General features: G+C 52.9%; 25 protein-coding genes, 1 pseudogene and 1 other annotated feature. Of the genes and pseudogenes, 25 read left to right on the top strand and 1 reads right to left on the bottom strand.

All coding sequences use genetic code 11. The features are described from left to right. The first annotated feature begins 637 nt into the window (after window positions 1-637). The 25 genes and pseudogenes from PRECH8_RS10730 to PRECH8_RS10615 all read left to right on the top strand — a co-directional run bounded on the left by PRECH8_RS10730 (window position 638) and on the right by PRECH8_RS10615 (window position 22,346). The gene (locus PRECH8_RS10730; protein ID WP_200967100.1) at window positions 638-1,102 is read left to right on the top strand and encodes a CtsR family transcriptional regulator; all 465 of its coding nucleotides are present in this window, start codon (window positions 638-640) and stop codon (window positions 1,100-1,102) included. Between the two features lie 171 nt (window positions 1,103-1,273). Further along, complete coding sequence (gene mcsA / locus PRECH8_RS10725; protein WP_200967099.1) at window positions 1,274-1,792, top strand: protein-arginine kinase activator protein McsA; 519 nt, start codon at window positions 1,274-1,276, stop codon at window positions 1,790-1,792. A gap of 119 nt (window positions 1,793-1,911) precedes the next feature. After that, a complete protein-coding gene (gene mcsB, locus PRECH8_RS10720) occupies window positions 1,912-2,976 on the top strand; it encodes a protein-arginine kinase McsB (protein ID WP_200967098.1) in 1,065 nt (354 codons plus the stop codon). Between the two features lie 208 nt (window positions 2,977-3,184). Next, on the top strand, window positions 3,185-5,626 hold the full coding sequence (locus PRECH8_RS10715) for an ATP-dependent Clp protease ATP-binding subunit (RefSeq protein WP_207161793.1): 2,442 nt from the start codon (window positions 3,185-3,187) through the stop codon (window positions 5,624-5,626). Between the two features lie 183 nt (window positions 5,627-5,809). Beyond that, a complete protein-coding gene (gene radA / locus PRECH8_RS10710; RefSeq protein ID WP_200967097.1) occupies window positions 5,810-7,195 on the top strand; it encodes a DNA repair protein RadA in 1,386 nt (461 codons plus the stop codon). Window positions 7,196-7,199: 4 nt separating this feature from the next. Then, window positions 7,200-8,276 (top strand): DNA integrity scanning diadenylate cyclase DisA, encoded by a 1,077-nt coding sequence (gene disA / locus PRECH8_RS10705; protein WP_200967096.1) that lies wholly within the window; start codon window positions 7,200-7,202, stop codon window positions 8,274-8,276. A gap of 208 nt (window positions 8,277-8,484) precedes the next feature. After that, window positions 8,485-9,564: a PIN/TRAM domain-containing protein gene (locus PRECH8_RS10700; RefSeq protein ID WP_200967095.1), complete on the top strand. Its 1,080-nt coding sequence runs from the start codon at window positions 8,485-8,487 to the stop codon at window positions 9,562-9,564. 67 nt (window positions 9,565-9,631) lie between these two features. Then, a complete protein-coding gene (gene ispD / locus PRECH8_RS10695; protein WP_200967103.1) occupies window positions 9,632-10,321 on the top strand; it encodes a 2-C-methyl-D-erythritol 4-phosphate cytidylyltransferase in 690 nt (229 codons plus the stop codon). A gap of 69 nt (window positions 10,322-10,390) precedes the next feature. Next, window positions 10,391-10,879, top strand: coding sequence for a 2-C-methyl-D-erythritol 2,4-cyclodiphosphate synthase (gene ispF / locus PRECH8_RS10690; protein ID WP_200967094.1), 489 nt, complete (start codon window positions 10,391-10,393; stop codon window positions 10,877-10,879). 56 nt (window positions 10,880-10,935) lie between these two features. After that, window positions 10,936-12,402 carry a glutamate--tRNA ligase gene (gene gltX / locus PRECH8_RS10685; RefSeq protein WP_200967093.1) on the top strand — a complete coding sequence of 489 codons (1,467 nt, stop codon included), beginning with the start codon at window positions 10,936-10,938 and terminating at the stop codon, window positions 12,400-12,402. 347 nt (window positions 12,403-12,749) lie between these two features. After that, window positions 12,750-12,881, top strand: a complete 132-nt coding sequence (locus PRECH8_RS14630) for a hypothetical protein (RefSeq protein ID WP_276569107.1) — start codon at window positions 12,750-12,752, stop codon at window positions 12,879-12,881. A gap of 145 nt (window positions 12,882-13,026) precedes the next feature. Then, complete coding sequence (gene cysE, locus PRECH8_RS10680) at window positions 13,027-13,701, top strand: serine O-acetyltransferase (RefSeq protein ID WP_200967092.1); 675 nt, start codon at window positions 13,027-13,029, stop codon at window positions 13,699-13,701. Further along, on the top strand, window positions 13,691-15,115 hold the full coding sequence (gene cysS, locus PRECH8_RS10675) for a cysteine--tRNA ligase (RefSeq protein ID WP_200967091.1): 1,425 nt from the start codon (window positions 13,691-13,693) through the stop codon (window positions 15,113-15,115). The genes cysE and cysS overlap by 11 nt, the downstream gene beginning before the upstream one ends. A gap of 42 nt (window positions 15,116-15,157) precedes the next feature. Continuing rightward, window positions 15,158-15,628: a Mini-ribonuclease 3 gene (locus tag PRECH8_RS10670; RefSeq protein ID WP_200967090.1), complete on the top strand. Its 471-nt coding sequence runs from the start codon at window positions 15,158-15,160 to the stop codon at window positions 15,626-15,628. A gap of 1 nt (window position 15,629) precedes the next feature. Further along, the gene (rlmB, locus tag PRECH8_RS10665; protein ID WP_200967089.1) at window positions 15,630-16,376 is read left to right on the top strand and encodes a 23S rRNA (guanosine(2251)-2'-O)-methyltransferase RlmB; all 747 of its coding nucleotides are present in this window, start codon (window positions 15,630-15,632) and stop codon (window positions 16,374-16,376) included. 14 nt (window positions 16,377-16,390) lie between these two features. Further along, on the top strand, window positions 16,391-16,903 hold the full coding sequence (locus PRECH8_RS10660; protein ID WP_200967088.1) for an NYN domain-containing protein: 513 nt from the start codon (window positions 16,391-16,393) through the stop codon (window positions 16,901-16,903). A 148-nt stretch (window positions 16,904-17,051) separates the two neighbouring features. After that, entirely contained in the window at window positions 17,052-17,699 is a 648-nt protein-coding gene (gene sigH / locus PRECH8_RS10655; protein WP_200967087.1) for an RNA polymerase sporulation sigma factor SigH, read from the top strand. A 569-nt stretch (window positions 17,700-18,268) separates the two neighbouring features. Then, the gene (gene rpmG, locus PRECH8_RS10650; protein WP_200967086.1) at window positions 18,269-18,418 is read left to right on the top strand and encodes a 50S ribosomal protein L33; all 150 of its coding nucleotides are present in this window, start codon (window positions 18,269-18,271) and stop codon (window positions 18,416-18,418) included. 19 nt (window positions 18,419-18,437) lie between these two features. Then, window positions 18,438-18,650 carry a preprotein translocase subunit SecE gene (gene secE / locus PRECH8_RS10645; RefSeq protein ID WP_200967085.1) on the top strand — a complete coding sequence of 71 codons (213 nt, stop codon included), beginning with the start codon at window positions 18,438-18,440 and terminating at the stop codon, window positions 18,648-18,650. A 22-nt stretch (window positions 18,651-18,672) separates the two neighbouring features. Then, a pseudogene (nusG, locus tag PRECH8_RS10640) lies at window positions 18,673-19,205 on the top strand (transcription termination/antitermination protein NusG). Between the two features lie 91 nt (window positions 19,206-19,296). After that, entirely contained in the window at window positions 19,297-19,722 is a 426-nt protein-coding gene (rplK, locus tag PRECH8_RS10635; RefSeq protein WP_200967084.1) for a 50S ribosomal protein L11, read from the top strand. Between the two features lie 61 nt (window positions 19,723-19,783). Further along, window positions 19,784-20,476: a 50S ribosomal protein L1 gene (gene rplA, locus PRECH8_RS10630; RefSeq protein WP_200967083.1), complete on the top strand. Its 693-nt coding sequence runs from the start codon at window positions 19,784-19,786 to the stop codon at window positions 20,474-20,476. Between the two features lie 9 nt (window positions 20,477-20,485). After that, window positions 20,486-20,645 (top strand) — a sequence feature (ribosomal protein L10 leader region). 14 nt (window positions 20,646-20,659) lie between these two features. After that, window positions 20,660-21,175, top strand: coding sequence for a 50S ribosomal protein L10 (gene rplJ / locus PRECH8_RS10625; protein WP_200967082.1), 516 nt, complete (start codon window positions 20,660-20,662; stop codon window positions 21,173-21,175). Between the two features lie 94 nt (window positions 21,176-21,269). Continuing rightward, a complete protein-coding gene (gene rplL, locus PRECH8_RS10620; protein WP_200967081.1) occupies window positions 21,270-21,638 on the top strand; it encodes a 50S ribosomal protein L7/L12 in 369 nt (122 codons plus the stop codon). A gap of 99 nt (window positions 21,639-21,737) precedes the next feature. After that, window positions 21,738-22,346: a class I SAM-dependent methyltransferase gene (locus PRECH8_RS10615; protein ID WP_200967080.1), complete on the top strand. Its 609-nt coding sequence runs from the start codon at window positions 21,738-21,740 to the stop codon at window positions 22,344-22,346. A 362-nt stretch (window positions 22,347-22,708) separates the two neighbouring features. On the opposite strand, the gene PRECH8_RS10610 is transcribed toward PRECH8_RS10615, so the two are convergent. Continuing rightward, window positions 22,709-22,930 (bottom strand): hypothetical protein, encoded by a 222-nt coding sequence (locus tag PRECH8_RS10610; protein ID WP_200967079.1) that lies wholly within the window; start codon window positions 22,928-22,930, stop codon window positions 22,709-22,711. Between the last annotated feature and the right edge of the window lie 122 nt (window positions 22,931-23,052).

The raw sequence follows: 23,052 nt of genomic DNA, 5'->3' as shown, positions 1-23,052 counted from the left end.
TAGATCGGTTTTATACGAAAATTCGTATAAAACGAGGTCGGAGTGTGGCGAACTGATCGGTTTTGTCCTAAAAACAGGACAAAAACCGAAAAACAGGCGCCGGCGGGGAGGATGTGTCCTAAATTTAGGACAAAATCGACAGGTGTGTTTTGCCGTAACATAATCCGCAACATAATTACTGATGTGTTCCGGATCAACACGATCGACAACATCATCACAGGGATGTGCGGGTTCGGCAGGCGGATTTTGTCCTAAAAATCGGACAATAGTACAAGATTCGCGGCCTCATGCGGTATGTTGGGTCACTGAGCGAGGTGCTAATTGCAAGTTGCAAGGATAACAATGAAAATTTTCGTCCAAAATAGATAAAGAGGACTTGGCAAAATAAAAAAATGGGTTTATAATAGAAAACGAAAGTCAAGGAAAGTCAAAGTCAACAATATGTCAAACGAAACTAAGAATATAAGCTGCACCAATAATATGCGTAAAAGATCCAAACCGTGTATTCCCGATTATGTCTGCTAAACCCAAACACTCGAATGCTGTGCCAACGCGCTGCATGCCAAGACGAAGAGATTGTGTGCCAAGGCAACGTTTCACAATTTCTACATGACTAATCAAGGCAGGTGGTTGAGATTTGCGTAATACGACGGAGATCATCGAACAATACTTGAAGAATGTATTGCTGAACAGCCCTGATCAGGTTGTAGAGATTGGACGCAATGAATTAGCAGAGAAATTCCAATGTGTCCCTTCCCAGATCAACTACGTGATTCAGACGCGATTCACCCTTGAGAAGGGTTACTTGGTAGAAAGCAAGCGCGGCGGCGGCGGATTTATTCGGATTCAGCGCATTCAATTACCATCCCATGATAAGATCATGGACTATCTGATGAAGAATCTGTCCGACAGTGTGGATCAGGATACCGCTGAAGGACTGATCGAGCAGTTGGAGGAGTCGAAGCTGATCACGGAGCGCGAGGCGAAGATGCTGCAGGCAGCGGTGCATCGCGACAATATCGGACTTCGTTTGCCGCTGCGGGATGAGGTTCGAGCGAAGATCTTGAAGGCGATGTTGATCGCGTTATTGAGCAAGCGATAGTAAGTCGGAAGTAAACGGCAGTAAGGTGTCGTATTTCGCTTATGTAATTTGGCCTATATGCAAACAGGTTTAACGAGCACTTACGGCACTTGCAAGAATGCTGCATCAAGCCTAAGGGGTCGATGCAGGTCAGCCTCAATGAGGCGTAATGAGGAAGGAGGCGATGGTTCTATGATGTGTCAAGAATGCGGCAGCAAACCTGCGACTTTGCATTTTACGAAGATCGTCAACGGAGAGAAAACGGAGTTCCATTTCTGCGACAGCTGTGCACGAGAGAAGGGCGAACTGATTCCGGGTACTTCCAACGGATTCTCGATTCATAATCTGTTGTCAGGACTGCTGGATTTTGATCCGACGGGCAAAGGATCGACGAGCTCGAAACCGCAGCACTCCCGTTGTGAGGAATGCGGACTTACTTATACCCAGTTCAGCAAGATCGGGCGTTTCGGATGCAGTGCCTGCTACCAATATTTCTCTGATCGCTTGGATCCGTTGTTCAAACGGGTGCATGGAAACGTTGTACACGTCGGCAAAGTGCCGGTGCGCAGCGGTGGCAAGATCAAACAACAGCGCGAGCTCGAACGTCTAAAACGGGAACTCCAGCTCAGGATTGAGCGGGAAGAGTTCGAGGCAGCGGCCAGCCTTCGTGACAAGATTCGTGACTTGGAAAGGAAAATTGCGGATCTATAGCGTAACGCTGTTTGGACGCTGGTGAGTGAGGTTTGAGCGCCATCATATAAACTGCTTAAAACAGCCGATGATTGGACGTTCGGAAGGGCGTTTTCATCAAAACCGAAGGAGGGAAGGTTATGGCGAATGGGCCATTATTCAATCGAGCGCTGAGTGATTGGATGCAAAGCGAGGGACCGGATCGGGATATCGTATTCAGCAGCCGGGTTCGGTTAGCCCGAAACCTGAGAACACAACCCTTTCCGATGCTGGCTACCAATCACCAGTCGGGTGAAGTTCTGGAACAGGTCCGCGGTGTGATGAACAACCAGCAGTTGCAAGGGATCGATCGGTTTCAACTAATCGAACTGAAGGATCTGAATGAACTGCAGAAACGGGTGCTGGTAGAGAAGCACCTGATCAGCCCCAACTTAGCAAATGAAGCGCGGAACGGCGCGGTAATCCTCAGCGAGAATGAATCGATCAGCATCATGGTGAACGAAGAAGATCATCTGCGAATACAGTGTTTGTACGCCGGTTTTCAGATTCGTGAAGCATGGGAACTCGCCAGCCGGATCGATGATATATTCGAATCGCAATTGGAGTATGCCTTTGATGAGAAACGGGGTTATCTGACCAGCTGTCCGACCAATGTGGGTACGGGCCTGAGAGCATCCGTGATGATGCATCTGCCGGCGCTGGTCATCACCAAGCAGATTAATCGCCTCCTGCCTGCGATCACTCAGGTCGGTCTTGCAGTACGCGGCCTGTATGGAGAAGGCAGCGAAGCGATGGGCAATCTGTTCCAGATCTCGAACCAGATTACCCTTGGGCAATCGGAGGAGGAGATCCTCGATAATCTGTACCGGGTAGCGAAGCAGATCATTGCGCATGAGCGGACGGCTAGACAGAAGCTGCTGCAAGAATCCCGGGATCGCCTGATCGACCGTGTGAACCGGTCTTACGGCATCCTGGCACATGCGCATATTATGGACTCCAAAGAGGCGGCGCAGCGGCTTTCCGATGTGCGGCTGGGCATCGACTTGGGATTAATCCAGACCAATACGACACCGACGATTATGAATGAATTGATCGTGATGTCGCAGCCGGGTTTCTTGCAGCAGTTGTCCGGGAGCAAGCTGTCTCCGGAAGAACGCGATGTCCGCAGGGCAGAGTTGATTCGCTCGCGACTTAAATCCTCATGATCAGGATGCATGATCATTAGATGCGATTAAGATGCAAATATAAGATGAAGCTGATGAAGCTGTTTGATGAAGATGTGTAATGAACATGTATAAGATGTAAGATACAGATATATAATCCAGATGTAAGATGTGGATGGGATCGCTCATTGGAAGTGAGTGGATTAGTTGAATATAATACGAATAACAAGCATGCGGAGGTGTAGGTTAGATGATGTTTGGCAGATTTACGGAACGCGCACAGAAGGTGCTCGCATTAGCCCAAGAAGAAGCCGTAAGGCTTGGCCATAATAATATCGGAACAGAACATATCCTGCTCGGGTTGATTCGAGAAGGAGAAGGCATTGCTGCGAAGGCGCTGATCTCACTGGGACTCGGTTTAGAGAAGATCCAGGATGAAGTGGAAGCCCTGATCGGCCGCGGCCAAGAGCAGCAGGCGAACCTCGCTTATACGCCCCGCGCTAAGAAGGTGATCGAGCTGTCCATGGATGAGGCGCGTAAGCTGGGTCATACCTATGTAGGAACGGAGCACATCCTGCTTGGACTCATCCGTGAGGGAGAGGGCGTTGCAGCACGCGTCTTGAACAACCTCGGCATCAACTTGAACAAAGCACGTCAACAAGTGCTGCAGCTGCTGGGCAGCAGCGAGTCCATGCCATCTTCCAGCAGCACGCCGACGAACGTGAGCACGCCGACCTTGGATAGTCTGGCGCGCGATCTGACAGCGGCGGCCAAGGAGAACAGCTTGGATCCGGTAATCGGTCGTGAGAAGGAGATCGAGCGCGTCATCCAGGTGCTCAGCCGCCGTACGAAGAACAACCCGGTGCTGATCGGTGAGCCCGGTGTTGGTAAGACAGCGATCGCTGAAGGCTTAGCCCAGAGGATCGTGAACAATGAGATTCCGGAGACGCTGCGCGATAAGCGGGTCATGACCCTCGATATGGGATCGGTCGTGGCAGGAACGAAGTACCGCGGAGAGTTTGAAGATCGCTTGAAGAAGATCATGGATGAGATTCGCCAAGCCGGCAACGTCATCCTGTTCATCGACGAACTGCATACATTGATCGGTGCCGGCGGAGCCGAAGGAGCCATCGATGCCTCCAACATCCTGAAGCCGTCCCTGGCCCGCGGTGAGCTGCAGTGCATCGGTGCGACGACTCTGGACGAATACCGCAAATATATTGAGAAAGACGCTGCTCTCGAACGCCGCTTCCAGCCGATCATGGTCGATGAGCCGTCGCCGGAGGAAGCCATTCAGATCCTGCATGGACTGCGCGACCGTTATGAAGCGCATCACCGCGTGAAGATCACGGATGAGGCGATCGAACAAGCGGTAAAACTGTCCGACCGCTATATCACGGATCGCTTCCTGCCGGATAAGGCGATCGACTTGATCGATGAGGCCTGCTCGAAGGTGCGTCTGCAATCCTATACGATTCCTCCGAACTTGAAGGAGCTGGAGCGCAAGCTCGAAGAACTCCGCAAGGAGAAGGACGCCGCCGTGCAAAGCCAGGAGTTCGAGAAGGCAGCGGCGCTTAGAGACAGCGAACAGAAGATGCGGGAAGAGCTCGAGGCAACGAAGAATGCATGGAAGGAAAAACAAGGCCGCACAGATTCGGAAGTGACGCCGGACGATATCGCTCAGGTCGTTGCGAACTGGACGGGAATCCCGGTCGTAAAATTGCAAGAAGAAGAGACTGAACGCCTGCTTAAGATGGAGGAAATCCTGCATAAGCGCGTCATCGGTCAGGAAGAAGCGGTGAAGGCCGTCGCCCGCGCCATTCGTCGTTCGCGTGCGGGACTGAAGGATCCGAAGCGTCCGATGGGTTCGTTCATCTTCCTCGGGCCGACCGGCGTCGGGAAGACGGAGCTCGCCCGCGCACTGGCGGAAGCGCTGTTCGGGGACGAGAATTCTGTGATTCGCATCGATATGTCCGAGTACATGGAGAAACATTCGACTTCCCGTCTTATCGGTGCGCCTCCGGGATATGTCGGTTATGAAGAAGGCGGACAGCTGACGGAGAAGGTTCGCCGTAAGCCATATTCGGTCGTCCTCTTGGACGAAATCGAGAAAGCACACCCTGAAGTCTTCAACATCCTGCTGCAAGTGCTGGAGGACGGCCGGCTGACCGACTCCAAAGGCCGCGTCGTCGATTTCCGCAACACGCTGATCATCATGACTTCGAACGTCGGCGCGGAGATGATCCGCAAGAATTCGACCCTTGGCTTTACGGCAGGGGACGACCGCGAGCGGGATTACAACGCGATGAAAGACCGCGTCTTGTCAGAGCTCAAGCGCAATTTCCGGCCGGAGTTCTTGAACCGGATCGATGAGACGATCGTCTTCCATCCGCTTGGCGAGGAGCATATCGCTCGGATCGTCACGCTTATGGCGGAAGATCTGCGCAAACGTCTGCTGGAGCAAGAGGTCGACTTCGAACTGACGGATGCTGCGAAGAAGTTCCTTGCGAAGGAAGGATTTGATCCGACATACGGAGCGCGTCCGCTGCGCCGCACAATCCAGAAGCATATCGAGGATCGGCTGTCCGAAGCGCTGCTGCGCGGTGAGATTCAGCGGGGTGACGACCTGATCATCGATGAGCAGAACGGAGAACTCACCGTAACGAAGAAACAGCCCAGCATGACAACATAAAGACGGAGCATAGCAGGACCGAACATGGATGCGGGACAGCGATCAGCGGCTGTCCCGCTTATTTTCATATGGGGGCACTTTTCAGTTCGCTTCCCACATGATAAACTTTGAAAAGAGATATGTTTATTTATATCGAAGTAAATCGGTGAAGAATGATGGCCAAACTACGGAGAATACATAAGAATGAGCAAAATAAAATCGAAATTTGTCTGTAATGAGTGCGGGTATGAAACGCCAAAGTGGATGGGGAAATGCCCGGGCTGTCATGCCTGGAATACGATGACAGAACATGTCGAACGAGCTGGCAAGCGCAGAGGAGGGCTCGGCGGGCGAAACGCCGCGATTCCCGTTCAGGAGAAACCGCGGCCGATTCACGAAGTAGAGAGCGCAAGCGATCCGCGAATCCGCACCAAGATCGTTGAACTGGACCGCGTGCTCGGCGGAGGGATCGTTCCGGGGTCGCTTACCCTGGTCGGCGGTGATCCCGGAATCGGCAAGTCCACGCTCTTGCTGCAAACTTCGCATATGCTTGCAGAGCAGGGACTTAAAGTGCTGTATATATCCGGTGAGGAGTCCGCGAGACAGACGAAGCTGCGGGCAGATCGGCTGGGAATCTCATCGCCGAACCTCTACGTGCTTTGTGAGACGGATCTGGAGCTGATGCAGGCATCGATCGATGAGCTTAAGCCTGATCTGCTCATCGTAGACTCGATCCAGACCGTCTACTTGCCGCAATTGGAATCTGCGCCGGGCAGCGTCTCGCAAGTACGCGAATGTACAAGTCACTTTATGCGCATCGCTAAAGTAAGCGGCATCGCTACGATCCTGGTCGGTCATGTCACGAAGGAAGGGGCGATCGCAGGTCCGCGCCTATTGGAACATATGGTGGATACGGTGCTTTATTTTGAGGGGGACAGACATCATACCTATCGCATGCTGCGCGCCGTGAAGAACCGTTTCGGTTCGACCAATGAGATGGGGATCTTCGAGATGAGCGAATCGGGGCTGCGAGAAGTCGTGAACCCGAGCGAGATCTTCCTGTCGGAGAGACCTCGAGGAGTGTCCGGTTCCGTTGTCGTCGCCAGCATGGAGGGCACCCGCCCAGTGCTCGTTGAACTGCAAGCGCTGGTTGCGAAGACCTCCTTCCCAAGTCCGCGCCGCACGGCAACGGGCGTCGATCATAACCGTCTGGTCTTGATCATGGCGGTGCTGGAGAAACGCCTGGGTCTGTATATGCAGCATTACGATGCTTATATCAATGTGGCGGGCGGTCTGAAGCTGGATGAGCCGGCCGTCGACCTGGCGATCGCTATCAGCCTTGTATCCAGCTTCCGCGATATACCGGCGGATTCCGGCGATGTGGTCTTCGGCGAGGTCGGTCTAACCGGTGAGGTGCGCGCAGTGTCGCGAGTCGAACAGCGCGTGAAAGAGGCGGAGAAGCTGGGCTTTCGTAGGGTGATCGTTCCGCAGAAGAGCCTCAAAGGGTGGCAGCCCCCCAAGGGCATAGAAGTTATCGGAGTACAAACGGTACAGGAAGCATTGGCCGTTGTATTAGGCGAGGGGGAATAAATCGATGAGAGAAGAAGAGAATCGTGATCTGATGAGCGACCTCCTGAAATTGGTGGCGCCCGGTACACCGTTTCGCGAGGGGCTGGAGAATGTTCTGCGCGCCAAAACAGGTGCCCTGATCGTCGTCGGCTATAGTCCGGAAGTGATGGAGATCGTCGACGGCGGGTTCTCGATCAACTGCGATTTCAGTCCGAGCTACCTGTATGAGCTGGCCAAGATGGACGGCGCGATCATCTTAAGCGAGGATCTTAAGCGGATTTTATATGCCAATACCCAGCTGATCCCTGATTCATCGATTCCGTCTACGGAGACGGGGATCAGACATCGTACGGCGGAGCGGGTAGCGAAGCAGACCGGCCGGCTCGTCGTATCGATCTCGCAGCGGCGCAATGTGATCACGCTGTATCAAGGCAATCTGCGATATTCGCTGAAGGATATCGGCGTGATCTTGACGAAGGCGAACCAGGCAATCCAGACCCTGGAGAAAAATAAAGCCGTGCTGGATCAAGCCTTCATCAATCTCTCTGCGGCGGAGATTGAAGAACTGGTCACGCTGCAGGATGTGACGAACGTGATCCAGCGCTTGGAGATGGTGCTGCGCGTGAAGTCGGAGATCAAGCGCTATATCAACGAGCTCGGCAGTGAAGGGCGCTTGATTAGCATGCAGCTCGAGGAATTGGTCGCCGGACTCGACCAGGAGTCGGTTCTGCTGCTCAAGGATTACAGCCGCGATTACAGCGACGAGAAGATCCGGGAGATCCAAGCAGCCATCAGGAAACTGTCCTCCGATGAACTGTTGGAGAGCAGCCAGATCGTCCGTCTACTCGGTTATCCGGCCGGCGGCACGGTCCTGGATGAACCGATCTCGCCCCGCGGTTTCCGAATCATGCACAAGATCCCCCGCTTGCCTTCGCTCATCGTGTCCAATCTTGTCAGACGTTTCGAATATCTGCCGCACATCCTCATGGCAACGATCGAAGAGCTGGATGAGGTCGACGGCATCGGTGAAGTGCGGGCACGGGCGATCAAAGACGGACTGAAGCGGATTCAGCAGCAAGTCTTTATCGACAGACATATCTAACGGGTGTCTATGAGGATAATAAGGTCTATTTAGGAATCATAAGACTGAATAAACGCACGGAATAAAAAGCATTTATTTCATCCCATGATGAAGTAAATGCTTTTTTTATTTGCCAGACAAAAATGGCAGTTAACGGATTAGCTTGCAGAGATTTGGTTCATAATTGTAAGGAGGAGTGTTGTCATGAAGCTTGCAGGAGGTGAAAAACATGTCTATGAAAGTTCGAATCGCTCTTCTGGTCATCGGAGGGCTGTTCGGCTATCAACTGAGTTTGTTATCAAACGGCACTTTATTCGGATACGCAGAGACCATATTCGGCAGCTATCAATGGCGGAGTGAGGTATGGTGGTTCATGGGTTTCGGTATGTTGGCGGCGCTGACCGCCGGGCCGGTGATCAGCAAAGCCGTAATAAAGCGGTGGAAGCAGTGGGAGCAGCGCATCTCTGAGCTTCCCGTGACGGGTCTGTTCATCGGACTTGCGGGGCTCTTCGTCGGCTTGTTGATCGCGGTGATGGCTTCGGTCGTGCTGGGCGGCGGACCGCAGGGCATCATCTGGCTAGCCGGCGCTGCAGGATTGGCGACCATCGGCTACCGCATCGGGCTCATCAAGATGAAACAGATCCAGGAGTTGTTTGCAGGGAAACGTGATGCAGATAGCGCGCCGCCTGAGAAGGTGATGAATGAGCATAAGATTCTCGATACGAGCGTCATCATCGACGGCAGGATCGCCGATATCTGCAAGACCGGATTCCTTGACGGAACGATGGTGATTCCGGAGTTTGTATTGGAAGAGCTGCAGCATATCGCGGATTCTTCCGATTTGCTCAAGCGCAACCGCGGCCGCAGGGGGCTGGACATCCTCAACAAGATTCAGAAGGAGCTGGACGTAAAAGTTCTGATCTATGAGGGGGATTTTGAAGAGATCTCCGAGGTGGACAGCAAGCTGGTGCGGCTGGCTAAGGTGCTGCAGGGGAAAGTGGTAACCAACGATTATAACCTTAACAAAGTCTGCGAATTGCAAGGCGTATCCGTCTTGAATATCAATGATCTGGCCAACGCGGTGAAACCGGTCGTCCTGCCGGGAGAAGAGATCCTGGTGCAGGTGATCAAGGATGGGAAGGAGCACGGACAAGGCGTCGCCTATCTCGATGACGGCACGATGATCGTCGTCGAAGGCGGCCGCGACTATATCGGCATGAATATCGAAGTGCTTGTGACGAGCGTACTGCAGACCTCAGCGGGCAGGATGATCTTCGCTAAACCGAAATTATTGGAAAAAGCCCTGTAAAACAGGTATGATAAAAAAAGTCGCAGTTTAGGGCGACAGAATCGTTATGGCCAGTAAGAGGGGACTTATCAAGATGAAGATGGGAGCGGTGATCGTCGCTGCGGGACAAGGTTCCCGCATGCGTTCGTCAATTAGCAAACAGTATTTGCCGCTGGCCGGCAAACCGATATTGATCCATACCCTGTCCGTCTTTGCTTCGCATCCCGAGATCGCCGCGATCACAGTGGTCGTTCCCAGCGGGGACGAGCCCATGGTCCGGGAGATGGCAGAGCAGCATGGACTTGGCAAGATCCGACACATCGTCTCCGGGGGAGCGGAGCGGCAGCATTCGGTGCTGCGAGGGCTGGAGACGCTGCGGGATGAAGTGGATCTCGTCTTCGTCCACGATGCAGTGAGGCCTTTCGTCACCCATGGGATGATCTCGGCTGCGGGGGAAGAAGCAGCGCGCTGCGGCGCTGCTGTGCCGGCAGTTCCAGTTAAAGATACGATTAAGATCGTCGGTGCGGACGGGGTCGTACAGACGACCCCCGACCGGCAAAGCTTGTGGGCTGTTCAGACGCCGCAAGCTTTTCGCATTTCTCTGCTGCTAAAGGCTTATAAGCAAGCCGGCCGGGACGGCTTCATCGGCACGGACGATGCATCCTTGGTGGAGCGTTTGGGTCATCCGGTGAAGATCATCATGGGGGATTATAACAACATCAAGATCACGACACCGGAGGATCTGGAGTGGGCGGAGCATTATCTTGAGCGTCAGTAAGCGCTAGTTGAAAGTGATAGTGTGGCATCTATGAATGATGGAATCCAGAGAAGGGAGAGGAGGATGAATATGCTGCGAATCGGTCACGGCTTCGATGTTCACGCCTTTGCGGAAGGACGTCCCTGCATCATCGGCGGCGTCACCATACCCTATGAACGGGGACTTGCCGGGCATTCGGATGCAGATGTGCTGCTGCATGCGATCACGGATGCGATCCTCGGGGCGCTTGGGCTCGGGGATATCGGCACGCATTTTCCCGATACGGATACGGCTTACAAGGACGCCGACAGCGCTGTGCTTCTGAAGCGGGTGTGGGAGATGGCGGAGGAGCGCGGTTACACGCTGGGCAATCTGGATGGGACGATCATCGCCCAGGCGCCTAAGATGGCGCCGTATATCCCGCAGATGCGCAAGCGGATCACGGAGCTCTTAAGCAGTGAGCCGGAGCGCATCAATATCAAGGCGACGACAACGGAGAAGTTAGGTTTTACGGGGCGCGGCGAGGGCATTGCGGCGCAGGCCGTTGTTTGTCTGGTTAAGAAGGATATGCTATCATGATGGATATATTTTGGGGCATGATATAGTCTTTATCCTAGAGCTCGGAGGGGTCAGAGTTGACGAATCAACAAGTGCGTGTACGTTATGCGCCCAGCCCGACAGGCCAGCTGCATATCGGCGGTGCGAGGACGGCGCTGTTTAACTATCTGTTCGCCCGCAAGAACAACGGGACGTTCATCCTGCGCATCGAGGATACGGACCAGACGAGGCATGTGGCAGATGCGGAAGAGAAGCAGATGGAAGGCCTTCGCTGGCTGGGCATCGAGTGGGATGAAGGTGTAGGAGCAGGCGGCGATTACGGCCCGTATCGGCAGACGGAACGCCTGCACCTGTATCAGCAGTACGTCAAAGAGCTCATGGAGCGGGGCGCAGCTTATGAATGCTTCTGTACGGAAGAGGAGATTGCGGCGGAGCGTGCGGAGCAGGAAGCGCGCGGCGAGACGCCGATGTACAGCGGCCGCTGCCGCAATCTGAGCGAAGCGGACAAAGCGAAGCTGCGCGCCGAAGGCCGCAAGCCGACGGTGCGGTTCTTGGTGCCCAAGGATCAGATCATCAAGATCGAGGATCATGTGCGGGGACAAGTGGAATTCGAGACGAACGGCATCGGTGATTTTATCATCGTGCGTGCAGACGGCATCCCGATGTATAATTTCGCCTGCGTCATCGACGACCACACGATGAAGATCTCCCATGTGATCCGCGGGGAGGAGCACCTGTCGAATACGCCGCGGCAGATGCTGTTGTATCAGGCTTTTGGCTGGGAACCGCCTGAGTTCGCTCATATCTCGCTCATCTTGAACCAGGAGCGCAAGAAGATGAGCAAGCGCGACGAGTCGATCATCCAGTTCGTCGAGCAGTATAAGGACTTAGGCTATTTGCCTGAAGCGGTTGTGAACTTCATCGCTTTGCTCGGCTGGTCGCCGGAGGGAGAAGAGGAGATCTTCAGCTTAGCGGAGCTGGAGCAGCAGTTCACCCTCGATCGCATCAATAAGAGCCCGGCGGTGTTCGATACGGAGAAGCTGGCTTGGATGAACAATACCTATATGAAGCAAGCGGATTTAGACCGTGTCTTGAACCTGGCGCTGCCTCACTTGCAGAAGGCGGGCCGGATCAGCGAGGCGCCGAGCGAGACGGAGCTGGCCTATGTGCGCGAACTGGTCTCTCTGTATCAGGATCGGATGCGCGCGGCCTCCGATATCGTGGAACTGACCGAGCTGTTCTATCGGCAGGAAGTGAAGTTCGAAGCGGAGGCTGAAGCTGTTGCCTCAGAGCCGCATGTCAAGGAAGTTGCAGCGGCGCTGCTCGCGCAGGTACAAGCAGCCGAGGAATTCACCGCCGAAAGCGCGGCTGCGATGATCAAGGCGGTGCAGAAGGAAACCGGGTACAGAGGCAAGCAATTGTTCATGCCGATTCGCGTCATATTAACCGGACAGAATCACGGACCGGATCTGAACAAGACGATCTATCTGCTCGGCAAGTCACGGGTGATCAAGCGCCTGCAGCAGTACCTCAATACGCATTGATCAGCCTTGAATCGCGATGGAGTGTACCGGGCGGATGCTGCGGGAAGCCGAGCATAGGCGCTGAGGATTGTCAGCGCGATCGATTTTCGATATACTGTTGGCGACAGCATCGATATCCGCGAATATCTAGGATATCGATCCCATATGGCTATAGGCTAGGATCAGGAGAGTACTTGAATGCGGCGAATCGCAGAGAGGATAATCGGAACCAGCGGTTCCGGCTGAGAGTTATCCATTCCCGCCTCAAGGAAATGCACCTGTGAGCCTCCGCTTCGAAAGGACCGGGCAGCGAGGATTCGATCGCTCGCGGATCATTGATGGACTATTCATGGTTTAGCCCTCGATGGATGATTCGCAGATCGACCGCCGTGCTTGTCCCAGTAGAGGCGGACGAATCGTTCATGTTACGAACGAAGAGCGGAGAAGGAAGTCCGGCTGCGGCTGGTCTTGCCTCTCAAGCAGGGTGGAACCGCGGTTAGATCGTCTCTGCAGCGTGAAGCTGCAGAGATTTTTTTGTCGTAATATAGATATCAGCGGACTCCATGGAGATCTGTATGGACGGAATGAATAGACAAGGCCGTCGTCATCATCCCCATATTATGAAGTGCAAGAAGGTGACACGCTATGTTTCGCAGGATTCGTGAAGATATCCAAGCCGTATTCGACAACGACCCGGCAGCGCGCAACTGGTTCGAGGTTGTCTTCACTTACTCGGGTTTGCATGCGATCTGGGCTCATCGCATCGCACATTGGTTTTATAAGAAGAGAATGTATACCATAGCCAGGATCATCTCGCAGATCAGCCGTTTCTTCACAGGCATCGAGATCCATCCCGGAGCGAAGATCGGCAGAAGATTATTCATCGACCACGGCATGGGCGTCGTCATCGGGGAAACTTGTGAGATCGGGGATGACGTGATCATCTTCCAAGGCGTGACGCTTGGCGGTACCGGCAAGGAGAAGGGCAAGAGGCATCCGACCATCGGCAATAATGTGGTGATCGCATCCGGCGCCAAGGTTCTGGGTTCCTTCAAGGTCGGCGACCATTCACGGATCGGTTCCAATGCCGTTGTACTGCAAGAGGTGCCGCCGAACAGCACCGTCGTGGGCATCCCGGGGCGTGTGGTGCGGTTGAACGGCGAGCGTGTGGATCCCTTGGATCACGGCAATCTGCGTGACCCCTTAGCGGATACGATCAAGGACCTGCAGCGGCAGGTGGCAGAACTCAAGGATGAGATCAGACGATTGCAAGAGATAAAGGGCAACGATGACGGAGGTAAGATGACTAATGACCATTAAGATCTATAATTCGCTGACGAGGAAGAAGAAAACATTCGAACCCTATGAAGCGAACAAGGTGCGCATGTATGTCTGCGGACCGACGGTATATGACTATATCCATATCGGCAATGCGAGGCCGCTCATCTTCTTCGATGTCGTGCGCCGGTATCTTGAGCGGCGCGGGTATGAGGTTCGCTATATCGTGAACTTCACCGACGTTGATGATAAACTGATCCGCAAGTCTGAGGAGACCGGTATGTCCGTGCCTGAGATCGCCGACACCTATATCGCTGCCTACTTCGAGGATGCAGAGGCTCTCGGCATCCGGCGGGCAACAGTTCATCCTCGGGTGACGGAGAACATGAAGGAGATCATCGATTTCATCCAAGGCTTAATCGACCAGGATCTAGCCTACGAGAGCGGCGGGGATGTGTACTTCCGCACGGCGAAGTTCCCCGAATACGGCAAGCTCTCCCATCAGAATCTCGAAGAGCTGCAATACGGCATCCGCATCGAAGTCGATGAGCGCAAAGCGGATCCGCGGGACTTCGTGCTGTGGAAAGCGGCCAAGCCCGGCGAGATTCGATGGGACAGCCCGTGGGGCGAAGGGCGCCCGGGATGGCATATCGAATGCTCGGCGATGGCCAAGAAATACCTTGGCGAGACGATCGATATCCACGGGGGCGGGCAGGACCTGCAGTTCCCCCATCATGAATGCGAGATCGCCCAGTCGGAGGGGCTCCACGGACGCACCTTCGCACGCTATTGGATGCATAACGGCTACATTAACATCAATAACGAGAAAATGTCCAAATCCCTCGGCAACGGCATCAATGTGAAGGAACTGCTGAAGCGGGTGCGGCCGAACGTGGTGCGATTCTTCATGCTCTCGACGCACTATCGCAATCCGCTGAACTTCAGCGATGAAGCGATTGCGCAAGCGGAAGGCGCCGTGGCCAGAATCGAGAACAGCGTTACAAACCTCAAGCACCGCTTGCAGACGGTATCCCGCTTGCAGATCCCGATCGCCGAGGAACAGGAGATCCAGCAGCTGGAGCGGGAAACGGCCGCGATCATAGAGCGTTTCGATCAGAAGATGAGCGATGACTTCAATACACCGGATGCCCTCAGCGCGGTATTCGAGCTCGTCAGCCTGTCGAACCAGCTCCTGCAGCAGGAGGCTGTGGATCGCAGACAGTTGGAACTGCTGCTGCAAGCCTATAATGAACTGAATGACGTCCTGGGCATCCTAAGGGATGACGCGGCGGAAGAAGAGTTGTTGGATGAAGAAATCGAGCGCTTGATCGCAGAGCGGACAGAAGCGCGCAAGGCGAAGAATTGGAAACGGGCCGACGAGATCCGCGATATGCTGCAAGAGCGCGGCATCATCCTGGAGGATACGCCGCAGGGCGTGCGTTGGAGAAGAAGATGAGCGCTGTCTCGGCTGCGTTTACAGAAAGGAAGCGAACCGCGGATGAAGGAAACGCTGGATGAATCCCTGCTGCTTAAACTGTATAGAGAACCCGCTTATCCGCCGGAGGAACTCAGTCCTCTGGCGCTCGCCTATATCGGCGATGCCGTATATGAGGTTTATGTTCGACAATATGTTCTGGCCCAGCTGAATCATCGTCCGCATGTTCTGCATCAGAGATCGTCCTCATATGTATCGGCCAAGGCGCAGGCGAAGGCGCTCCGGCACTTGCTGCCTGAGCTGACGGAGCAAGAAGCGGATATCGTCAGACGCGGACGCAACGCCAAATCCGGAACGATCCCGAAGAATGCGGATATCGCGGATTATAAGCAGAGCACGGCATTTGAATGCTTGATTGGATACCTGTACTATACCAAAAATGAAGCTCGACTAGCTCAGATTATGGACCTGGCGCTGCAGGCTGTCGCCCAGACAGAAGCCGCTTCGCCTCAGGTTCCTGGCAAGGAGGATTAGCATGGAAGAGATGATCGCAGGCAAGCATGCCGTATTAGAAGCGCTTCGTTCGGGGCGCACGATCAACAAGATCTGGATCGCTCAAGGCTCAAGCCCGCACCTCATCCAGCCGGTGATCGATGCTGCGAAGGCGTCAGGCGTGATCTATCAATTCGTCGACCGCCGCAAGCTGGATCAGATGTTCGCGGATAAGAACATCCGGCATCAAGGGGTGGCAGCTCAGGCAGCACCTCATCAATATGCGGATATCGAGGACCTCTTCTCGCTGGCGGAAGAAAGGGATGAAGCGCCGTTCTTCGTCATCCTGGATGAGATCGAAGACCCGCATAATCTCGGTTCCATCCTGCGCACGGTGGAATGTGCGGGAGCGCACGGCGTCGTCATCCCAAGAAGGCGGTCAGCCGGGATCACAGCCGTCGTGGCCAAAATCTCCGCCGGCGCCGTCGAATATGTGCCCGTCGCCCGCGTAAGCAATCTCTCGCAGACCATAGATATGCTGAAACAGCGCGGGGTGTGGATCGCCGGTGCGGATGCGGCCGCAGAGAGAAGCGTCTACGAAGCGGATCTGACAGGGCCGCTAGCTATCGTCATCGGCAGTGAAGGCCGCGGTTTGAGCCGCTTGGTCAGGGAGAAGTGCGACTTCCTGGTGAAGCTGCCCCTGCTCGGCCGAATTCAATCATTGAATGCATCGGTGGCTGCTGGTATCTTGTTGTATGAGGCGGTACGACAACGGGCGGCAAGAGCATAGAGGCGCTGGTGCGTATGGAAGAAGTACTGATCGTTGACGGCTACAATATGATCGGCGCATGGCCGGAGCTCATGCAGCTCAAGGATGAGAATCTCGAGGAGGCGCGGGATCGCTTGATCGAGCTGCTGGCCGATTACAGCGGCTTCAGCGGCAGACGCGTCATCCTCGTATTCGATGCCTACAAAGTGCCGGGTCTCGGAGCCAGCTATCAGCAGCATCGTCTTGAGATCATCTATACGAAGGAGAAGGAAACCGCTGATGAATGCATAGAACGTCTGGTGAAGGATCTGCAGCGGAGGAAGCGCAATATCATCGTCGCAACATCGGATTATACAGAGCAGCACGTGGCCTTCGCTCAAGGAGGACTGCGTATGTCGGCCAGGGAGTTGTTGATTGAGCTGGAGACCTCGCGCAGCGAGGTTCGCAAGCGTCTGGAACAGTCCATCAGCCAGCCGGCGAACTCATTGGAAAGCCGGCTCAGCGGCGATATTCACCACATCCTTGAAAGATGGCGCAGAGGTAAATAGAACCACGAATTTACATAACCTGATAAACCCCATCGAAATCTAGGACTAATGGGCGGTTTAGGTTGACGATATTTTGCGACATCATGTATACTTATTCATATCTTCAAGGCAATATAGCTTAAGTGATAGGCTCTCGGAGGGATATGGAGTGATTACCGACCTCAATGAACGGGGACGCGATTATGATTCTTTGGCGGATGAGGAGCTTGTTGAATCAGTTCGTGAAGGCGACAGCGAAGCGCTCGAGTACTTGATTAACAAGTACCGGAATTTCGTTCGCGCGAAAGCTCGCTCCTATTTCCTTGTTGGTGCTGATCGCGAGGATATTATACAAGAAGGCATGATCGGCTTGTATAAGTCGATCCGCGACTATCGAGGAGACAAGCTGACCTCGTTTAAGGCATTCGCAGAACTCTGCATTACCAGACAGATCATAACCGCGATTAAGACAGCGACCCGGCAGAAACATATTCCTCTTAATTCCTATGTTTCATTGGACAAGCCGATCTATGACGAAGACTCGGATCGAACGCTGTTGGATGTCATAGGCGGATCACGGGTGCAAGATCCTGAAGAATTGATGATCAACAAAGAGGAATTCAGCGGTTTGGAAGACAAGATGAGCGAAGTGCTGAGCGACTTAGAGCGCAAGGTGCTGATGCTTTATCTGGATGGCAGATCCTATCAAGAGATCTCCGAGGATCTGGATCGTCACGTGAAGTCGATTGACAACGCCCTGCAGCGGGTCAAGCGGAAGTTGGAACGCTATCTGGAAGTCCGTAATACCGCGGATTAACATGTCTTCAGCGGTCGTTGGTCTCATGTTGTATGATGTTGGGGGTCCCGTTGGTATTGTGATCAACAGGCTGATGCTTATTCGTTCTGCGGGGGTTCAGGACTTGAATGATAAGAGCCAGACAACCTAAAGTGATGGCGGTTACAGGATTGATATTTTTGTGGTTCGATTATTTCTTATATCCTGTATATTGAGCATCAAGCGGCTTCCTTGGAGAAAGCTGTGTATAACTATCCCAGCATTTCAGATCCACATGCTGCAAGGTGGAGCCTATATTATGAGCATAAGCACGATCAGGGTGCTGATGATGACCGGACGAATCCTTAGGCGCATGCCTGAGGATTTTGTTGCATCTTGACTTGGCTCCCGTCAAAAAGTCAAAGGAACGTTTAAAGCTGGTTTCTTGAGAGAATAATAGGGCTGAGTACCCGATGCTGGTTAACATTTCTATGTTGACCGTGATTCGCGATTATGATATAGTACTGTAGGTAACCGTCAAAAATTGTCTCGCAGGACGATTTGAGATAAACTGCAATGATGGAGTTTCGTAGTCACAGGAGGTGTGCAGCATGCGGGTTATCGTAACTCTAGCGTGTACGGTATGCAAGCAAAGAAATTATACGACTAACAAGAACAAGCGTACTCACCCGGACCGCATGGAGCTGAGAAAGCATTGCAAGTTCTGCAATCAGCATACAATTCATCGGGAAACACGGTAATTAGTCGGAGGTGTCAACCGTGGCGTTTTTAGGAAAGCTGAAGCGCGGCTTCAAGTCCACATTCTCCTTCTTCGGAGACAGCTGGGCTGAACTGCGCAAGGTGAAGTGGCCGTCACGAAAAGAGTTGATCAGTTACACGCTTGTCGTGCTGGGCACTGTACTCTTCGTGGCAGTATACTTCTACGTTATCGACCTGATCATCTCGTGGTTGTTGCGCTTGATACTGGAATAACGAGCCGAAGGTGACCGATAATATGGAAAAACAATGGTATGTCGTGCATACCTATTCTGGTTATGAGAATAAGGTGAAGGCCAATCTTGAGAAGCGCGTAGAATCCATGAATATGGGGGATAAGATCTTCCGCGTCGTCGTTCCGATGGAAGAAGAGATCGTGAACAAAGACGGCAGGAAGAAAGTTTCAAGCGGAAGGTATATCCTGGTTATGTCCTCGTGGAGATGATCCAGACGGATGACTCCTGGTATGTTGTGCGCAATACGCCAGGCGTAACGGGGTTCGTTGGTTCGACGGGATCTGGTTCTAAACCGATTCCGCTGCGCCCGGAAGAAGCGGAAGAGATTCTGCGGCACATGGGAATCGAGGATCCGAAACCGGTGATCGATTTTGAACTTAAGGAGAATGTACGCATCAAGGTTGGACCTTTTGCGAACTTTGTCGGCTCGATTGAGGAGATCATACCAGAGAAGAGTAAGGTCAAGGTACATGTCAACATGTTTGGCCGGGAAACCCCGCTTGAGTTAGATTTCACTCAAGTGGAGAAGATATAGGTTTCTGCTAAGGTCTATTCACTGGATAGACCTTCATTCGTGGGAGGGCATCGTCCCGTTCTACCACATTACGGGCAAGGAGGTGTTACGCATGGCAAAAAAGGTTATCAAAGTCGTCAAACTGCAAATTCCGGCTGGTAAAGCAACCCCTGCGCCTCCGGTAGGTCCGGCGCTCGGTCAAGCAGGCGTCAACATCATGGCGTTCTGTAAAGAATTCAATGCCCGGACAGCAGATCAAACGGGTTTTGTGATTCCGGTGGAACTCACGGTATTTGAGGATCGTTCCTTCACTTTCGTTACGAAGACTCCGCCTGCAGCAGATCTTCTGCGCAAAGCGGCTGGAATCGAGAAGGGTTCCGGTGAACCGAACCGTAACAAAGTAGCCGTTGTTAAACGGGATAAAGTACGTGAGATCGCCGAGATGAAGATGCCCGATCTGAATGCAGCGTCCGTTGAAGCTGCGATGCGTATGGTTGAGGGTACAGCCCGCAGCATGGGCATCACGATCGAAGACTAATCGATGTTGAAAGCATGTGGGAGGATTATCCGCTAACACCACTAAGGAGGAACTGAACAACATGGCCAAAAGAGGCAAAAAATATCAAGAAGCTGCCAAGCTGGTGGATAGAGATAAGCTTTATACACCGGAAGAAGCAGTAGAGCTTGTGAAGAAAATGGCGTCTGCTAAGTTCGACGAAACCGTCGAAGTAGCCATTCGCCTGGGTGTTGATTCCAAGAAGCAGGATCAAGCTGTTCGCGGCGTGGTTGTATTGCCGCACGGTACCGGTAAGGTGCAGCGCGTCCTCGTGTTCGCCAAGGGCGAAAAGGCGAAGGAAGCGGAAGCGGCCGGCGCTGATTATGTAGGAGATACGGACATGATCAACAAGATCCAACAAGGTTGGCTTGAGTTTGATGTGTGCGTAGCTACTCCTGACATGATGGGTGAAGTGGGTAAGCTCGGCCGGATCCTGGGTGGTAAAGGCCTTATGCCGAACCCGAAAGCCGGTACGGTTACGATGGATGTTGCCAAAGCTGTGCAAGAGATCAAAGCCGGTAAGATCGAGTTTAGACTGGACAAAGCCGGACAGATCCACGCACCGATCGGCAAGGTATCCTTCGAAACGGAGAAGCTGGTAGAGAACTTCCGTGCATTGGTCGATGCGGTTAACCGCGCGAAGCCTGCCGCTGCTAAGGGTGTATACCTGAAGAACATCGCTCTTTCGTCGACGATGGGACCCAGCGTGCGTGTTGACGCTGCAGCGATCCGTTAATTAGATCAACCAATCGAATAGCTTGTGCCGTAGACAGCAGGTGCCTTGTACAGAACAAGGCTTAATATCCCGCCGAGGTAGCGAATGAAGAGGATATGGACTATATATGGGAGTCCGTATGCCTTCGATCCTGCCTTCGTATGTCTGCGGAGGCTTTTATTATGTCTACCAGGAGGTGTAACGATGCCTAGTGCTAAGGTGCTCGAGAAGAAACAAGCGCTGGTTGCCGAACTGACTGAGAAGTTCAAGGAGAGCGCTAGTACAGTCATTACCGACTACCGCGGCTTGACGGTAGCAGATGTAACGGAACTTCGCAAGAAGCTGCGCGAAGCCGGCATTGAGTTCCGAGTATTGAAGAACACACTGTGCCGCCGTGCGTCCGAAGCAGCTGACTTCCCTGAGCTGAATGAGCATTTCGTAGGACCTACTGCGATTGCGTTCAGCAAGGAAGATTCGGTTGCTCCTGCGAAGATTCTGAATGAATTCGCTAAGAGCAACGAGAATCTGAAGATCAAGGGCGGTATCGTTGACGGGAAGGTTGTAGGTGTGGATGAGCTGAAGGCTCTGGCCAATCTGCCGTCCCGCGAAGGTCTGCTGTCCATGCTGCTCAGCGTGCTGCAAGCTCCTATGCGCAACTTCGCGCTTGCAGTTAAAGCAGTCAGCGATCAGAAACAAGAGGGCGAAGCTGCAGAAGCTTAATGTCCGACTTGAAGTTCAAGCTCGATCCGCATGATCGATGCAGAATAGATAATTTTGAACGTATAACAATATGAATAATGGAGGATATGAAAAGATGACGAAAGAACAAATTATTGAAGCCATCAAAGGCATGACTGTTCTTGAACTGAACGACCTGGTCAAAGCGATCGAAGAAGAATTTGGCGTAACCGCTGCTGCTCCTGTAGCTGTTGTAGGCGGTGCTGCTGCAGGCGGCGAAGCAGCTGCTGAACAAACTGAATTCAGTGTAGTACTTGCTAACGCTGGCGGCTCGAAGATCAATGTGATCAAAGTTGTTCGTGAGATCACGGGTCTCGGCCTGAAGGAAGCAAAAGAGCTTGTTGACAATGTTCCGAAGCCAATTAAGGAGAACGTCAGCAAGGAAGAAGCTGAAGAAATCAAGAGCAAGCTTGAAGAAGCTGGCGCTACAGTTGAATTGAAATAAGCTTGAGAATTGCATGTTGAAAGGGGCTGTTTCATAATGGGTATACTACCCGTTGGAACAGCTCCTTTTTATACATGATAAGAGGCGGTGACGGCAGAGATGACGGATCACTATTACACCAGCGAGCCGGCTTCTGAACATCATGAGCAGAGCATCAAGACGATGCTGCGGGGGATGGAGATGAGCTTTACGACGGATGCCGGCGTATTCTCGCGCGATTATATCGACTTCGGAACCAGGCTGCTTATAGAGACGATGGAGTTCCCTCCGGGAGCGAAGATCCTGGATGTCGGATGCGGCTACGGTCCGATCGGAATCGCGGCTGCAAAGCTCGATCCGAACCATCGGGTAACGATGATCGATGTCAATCAACGGGCGGTAGAGCTGGCAGAGCGGAATGCGCTTATGAACGATGTGAGGAATGTTCGTGTGTTGATCAGCGATCTATATGAGGCGGTGGAGGAACGGGATTATGATGCGGTATTGACGAATCCGCCGATTCGCGCCGGCAAGCAGACGGTGCATGCGATCTTCAACGGCGCACGCGAATATCTGAAAGAAGGAGGTTCTCTGTGGGTGGTCATTCAGAAGAAGCAGGGGGCTCCGTCGGCGTTCAAGAAGCTGCAAGAATTGTACGAAGTTGTCGAAGAAATCACCAAGGATAAAGGGTATCGGATCTTCCGCGCAACCAAAAAAGCCTCTCCATAAATGGAGAAGCACGGATGAAGCAACGAAATGTTTGACGGAGGATTCATCATGTGTTATTATAATAAAATGTCAGCATAAAATGGGATATGTGTCTCTAGCTTGGCGTGTTTGAAGATGTAACTAGGTCACATTTTCACGGGTTGCGAGGCTGCTCACGGCTTCCCGAACGGCTTGTTATGTTAGGGAACAGCGGAATATCCAAAACGGAGTTCCTTGCGAGATCGTCAAGCCATTTTTTGCTCTTCATCATCTGCAAAACTTCCACGAATTTGAATAAGGTTCGATTTTTCAGGAAAGTCTACATGATAGAGATTCTATGGGTGATTGGTCCTGTGAATTTGTCGATATTCGTTAATTGAATTTTAACCTGCAACGAATCGTTTGGCAATCATTAATTCATCACTTGGACGCAAATCGCCGAATAGTCGTGATCTCACCGCTAAGAACCGCACGCAGTTCCATCGTTCGCCGCATTTCTTCTGTTTTCCGCTGAGTGTAATCTGATCCATCGCAGACTGCCTGGGCTGATGCAGCCCGTGCAGGTACTTGGTGAACGATGCAGCGGTATGATCAGGATCTGACATGGTTAGTTGAGAAGTACGCTGTTTCGCATGGAACGACGTATTTCTTGAGATAAGGTGATACAGCTTGCTCTTCCCTTAGGAGGCAGCAGGCCTATCATCGTTTATTCTTATGTAATGTAATG

The sequence above is a fragment of the Insulibacter thermoxylanivorax genome, from assembly GCF_015472005.1.
Lineage (GTDB): Bacteria > Bacillota > Bacilli > Paenibacillales > DA-C8 > Insulibacter > Insulibacter thermoxylanivorax.
The sequence above is the reverse complement of the archived record's forward strand: the minus strand, read 5'-3'. Positions and strand labels throughout refer to the sequence as shown.